At 71.2% G+C, this 3,701-nt stretch carries 3 protein-coding genes; 1 reads left to right on the top strand and 2 read right to left on the bottom strand.

What is annotated here, in order from left to right; genetic code table 11:
• Nucleotides 1–238: 238 nt before the first annotated feature.
• Nucleotides 239–787, bottom strand: coding sequence for a MarR family winged helix-turn-helix transcriptional regulator (locus K6I33_RS32965; RefSeq protein ID WP_229358334.1), 549 nt, complete (start codon nt 785–787; stop codon nt 239–241).
• A 101-nt stretch (nt 788–888) separates the two neighbouring features.
• Between K6I33_RS32965 and K6I33_RS32960 the strand changes: the two genes are divergently transcribed.
• Nucleotides 889–2,226, top strand: coding sequence for an MFS transporter (locus K6I33_RS32960; protein ID WP_229358332.1), 1,338 nt, complete (start codon nt 889–891; stop codon nt 2,224–2,226).
• 56 nt (nt 2,227–2,282) lie between these two features.
• On the opposite strand, the gene K6I33_RS32955 is transcribed toward K6I33_RS32960, so the two are convergent.
• Nucleotides 2,283–3,701: ATP-binding SpoIIE family protein phosphatase (locus K6I33_RS32955; RefSeq protein WP_229358330.1), on the bottom strand; the 1,419-nt coding region annotated here is incomplete at its 5' end.

The following is a 3,701-nucleotide window of genomic DNA, read 5'->3' as shown; positions in this document are numbered from 1 at the left end:
GTGATCACTACTTTAGCGGATTTCCCCCGCGGCGCCTAATCGGCGCCCGATCCGAATTCCGGACACGCCGAAATTCATCCCGTTCAAGGGTCAAGCCAAGTGGTGATCGCCGCCGACGCGGCAAGAGTGGCTGTCCCGGATCCGTACCGGCCCCGTGACAACTCGGAGAACACTACGGATCCGACGGGGTCGTGTCAACCGGCGTCGACCGGCCCCCTCCCGGCCTCAGTTGCCGGCCTCAGTCGAGGTCGTTGAGCCGTCCCCCGGCGTCCGGCTGGGTGCGCTCCACCCGGCGCAGCAGCCGGGTCAGCATCTCGCCGAGCTGGGCGCGCTCGTCGGCCGAGAGGTCCTGGAGGAGTTCCTCCTCGAAGACCGTGGCCTTGCGCAGGACCTCCAGCCACTTCGCCCGGCCCTCCTCCGTGATGCCGACGATGACGCGGACGCGGTTGTTCTCGTCCCGCTCCCTGGTGACCAGGCCCTCCGCGACCATGCGGTCGATGCGGTGGGTCATGGCGGCCGGGGTGAGGCCGAGGCGCTTGGCGAGGTCGCCGGGGCCCAGGCGGTAGGGGTCGCCGGCGAGGACGAGGGCCTTGAGGACCTCCCACTCGGCGTTGCTCATGCCGAGCTCCGCGGTCTGGCGCCCGTACGCGACGTTCATGCGGCGGTTGAGGCGGCTGAGGGCGGAGACGACGCGTTCCACCTGGGGATCTAGGCCCCGGTACTCGCGCTGGTAGGCGGCGATCTGCTCTTCGAGGCTCGGCTCGGCGGGGCCGGGGGTGTCTGCCATGAGCGGCAGTATCGCAGAAATCATTCGCGCTAAAGCCCTTCGCCATGTACTCTTTAGCTTCGAACTTTAGAGTTGAAGTCTTCAAGCTTGAGGGGTGAGGAGTGACCACCGCGATGGGCGCGGCACTGCGCCGGATCCAGTTGGGCAACGCGTTGAGCGCGTTCGGCAACGGCTTCACGGTTCCGTATCTCTACGTCTATGTGGCGAAGGTGCGGGGCCTGGGAGCGGGGACAGCGGGTCTGACGCTGTTCACGCTGGCCGTGGCCGCGCTTGTCGTGCTGCCTTTCACCGGTCGGGCGATCGACCGGCGGGGTCCGCTGCCCGTGGCCATCGTGGGTACGGTCTCGGCGGCGATCGGTTCGCTGGGGCTGGGGCTGTCGAGCGTCACGCCGCTGGTCATCGCTTCCGCCGCCGCGCTCGGCGCCGGTATCGCGGTGATCCAGCCGTCGCTCGCGACCATGATCGTGTGGTGCTCGACGCCCCTGACCCGGTCCCGCTCGTTCGCCACCCAGTTCTTCCTCAACAACCTGGGCCTCGGTGTCGGTGGGCTCATCGGCGGCCTGATGGTCGACGAGAGCGCCGCGTCGAGCTTCATCCGGCTCTTCGGCATCGAGTCGGTGATGTTCCTGGTCCTGGGTGCGACGGTGGCGACCGTAAAGCTGCCGGAGGCTCCCCGGGTCGAGGACGCCGTGCCGACGGACGGCCGGCCCGAGGGCGCGTGGCGCACCCTGCTGCGGGACCGTTCCATGGTGTGGCTGTGCGTGCTGGGCTTCGTGATGTTCTTCGCCTGCTACGGACAGTTCGAATCGGGCCTGGCGGCGTACGCCACGGAGGTCACCCACGTCTCCCCCGCCACGCTGGGCATCGCGCTGTTCGCCAATACGGCCGCGATCGTCGTGACGCAGTTCGTCGTGCTGAAGCTGGTCGAGGGCCGTCGGCGCAGCCGGGTCATGGCGCTGGTCGGGCTGATCTGGACCGTGGCGTGGGTGGCCGCGGCGCTGTCCGGTCTGGTGCACGGTGCGCAGGCGGTGGCCACGGGGCTGCTGATCTCCACGTACGTGCTGTTCGGTGTCGGTGAGTCGATGCTGTCGCCGACCGTGGCGCCGCTGGTGGCCGACCTGGCTCCGGCGTCGCTGATCGGTCAGTACAACTCGGCCTTCGCCCTGGTGAAGCAGCTGGCGATGGCCTCGGGGCCGCTGCTGGGCGCGCTGCTGGTGGGGATGGGGCTGTCCGGTGTCTATGTGACGCTGCTGATCATGTGCTCGCTCGGCATCACGGCGCTGGCCCTGCGGCTGGGGCGCCGGCTCACGGTGGCGCAGGACAATCCGTTCGTCGCCCGCGCGCAGCGGGCCCGGGCCGTGGCCGAGTGCAAGGCAGGCCCTGAGGTCGGCTCCGAGGCCGGCTCCGAGGCCGGCGAGCGGGTGCCCGTAGCGGCGTAATGCATATAGAGGGTGTGGCCTGGCCGGAAGTGAAAGCTTCCGGCCAGGCCACACCCTTATTCGTGTACGCCCGCTCCCGGCAGCGCGAACTCGCACCAGACGGCCTTGCCGCCGCCTGGGGTACGGCGTGAGCCCCAGGACGAGGCGATGGTGGCGATGATCGAGATGCCGCGGCCGGCCTCGTCCGCCGGCTCGGCGCGGCGGCGGCGCGGCAGGTGGTCGTCGCCGTCGGTGACCTCGATGATCAGACGGCGGTCGGTGCGGCGCAGCCGGAGCCGCATGGGCGGTTCGCCATGCTGGAGGGAGTTGGCCACGAGCTCGCTGGCGGCCAGGACGCCCAGGTCGCGCAGCTCGGTGGGGAAGCGCCAGCTGGCGAGGACGCCCGAGGCGAAGGCGCGGGCCCGGGGCGCGGCCTCGATGCCGCCGAGGAGCTCGAGCGCGGCGTTGTGGAAGAGCTCGGCGTCGTGGCCGGTGCGGAAGGGGTGCTGGAGGACGAGCATGGCGACGTCGTCGTCGTGTTCCTGGGTGACGCCGAGGGCGCGGATGAGACGGTCGCACATGACCTGGGGCGAGCCGGTCGCACCCGCGAACGCCCGCTCCAGTGCGGCGACGCCTTCGTCGATGTCCTCGTGGCGGCGCTCGACCAGGCCGTCCGTATAGAGGACGGCGCTGGAGCCGGGGCCGAGGGGCATGCTGCCGGACGTATGGAGCCAGCCGCCGGTGCCGAGCGGGGGGCCGGTGGGCTCGGCGGCCCGGTGGACGGTGCCGTCGGGGTCGCGGACGAGGATCGGCAGATGGCCCGCCGAGGCGTAGACGAGGCGGCCCTCGTTGGGGTCGTGGACGGCGTAGACGCAGGTGGCGATCTGGGTGGCGTCGATCTCGGCGGCGAGGCCGTCGAGGAGCTGGAGGACCTCGTGGGGCGGGAGGTCGAGGCGCGCGTAGGCCCGTACGGCGGTGCGGAGCTGGCCCATGACGGCGGCCGCGCGGACGCCTCGGCCCATGACGTCGCCGATGACGAGCGCGGTGCGGCCGGCGCCGAGGGTGATGACGTCGTACCAGTCGCCGCCGACGGCGGTGTCGCTGCCGCCGGGCTGGTAGGTGGCGGCGACGCGGAGGTCGTCGGGCTGTTCCAGCTCCTGCGGGAGGAGGCTGCGCTGGAGGGTGACGGCGGCCTCGCGCTGGCGGCGTTCGCTGGCACGCAGTCGTTCGGCGGCTTCCACCTGGTCGGTGACGTCGGCGGCGAAGACGAGGACGCCGCGCCGGCCGTCGCCGTGACCGGCCGTTCCCTCACCGGTCGCGCCGTGGTCGCCGGCGTCGTGATCGCCGACGTCGATGGGGGTGCAGGTGAAGGTGTAGTAGCCGTGACGGCCGGCGGCGACGGGGACGCGGCGGGACTTGACCGTGCGGGGTTTGCGGCTGCGCAGTACCTGGTCCATCAGGGGGAGCAGGCCGAGCTCGGTGAGCTCGGCCTGCTC

The organism is Streptomyces sp. UNOB3_S3 (genome assembly GCF_020740895.1).
Classification (GTDB): Bacteria; Actinomycetota; Actinomycetes; order Streptomycetales; family Streptomycetaceae; genus Streptomyces.
The sequence above is the reverse complement of the archived record's forward strand: the minus strand, read 5'-3'. Positions and strand labels throughout refer to the sequence as shown.

What these genes read in the sequence shown, in the direction of transcription:
- K6I33_RS32965 (WP_229358334.1), bottom strand. Translation starts at nt 787, where the DNA reads ATGGCAGACACCCCCGGCCCCGCCGAGCCGAGCCTCGAAGAGCAGATC.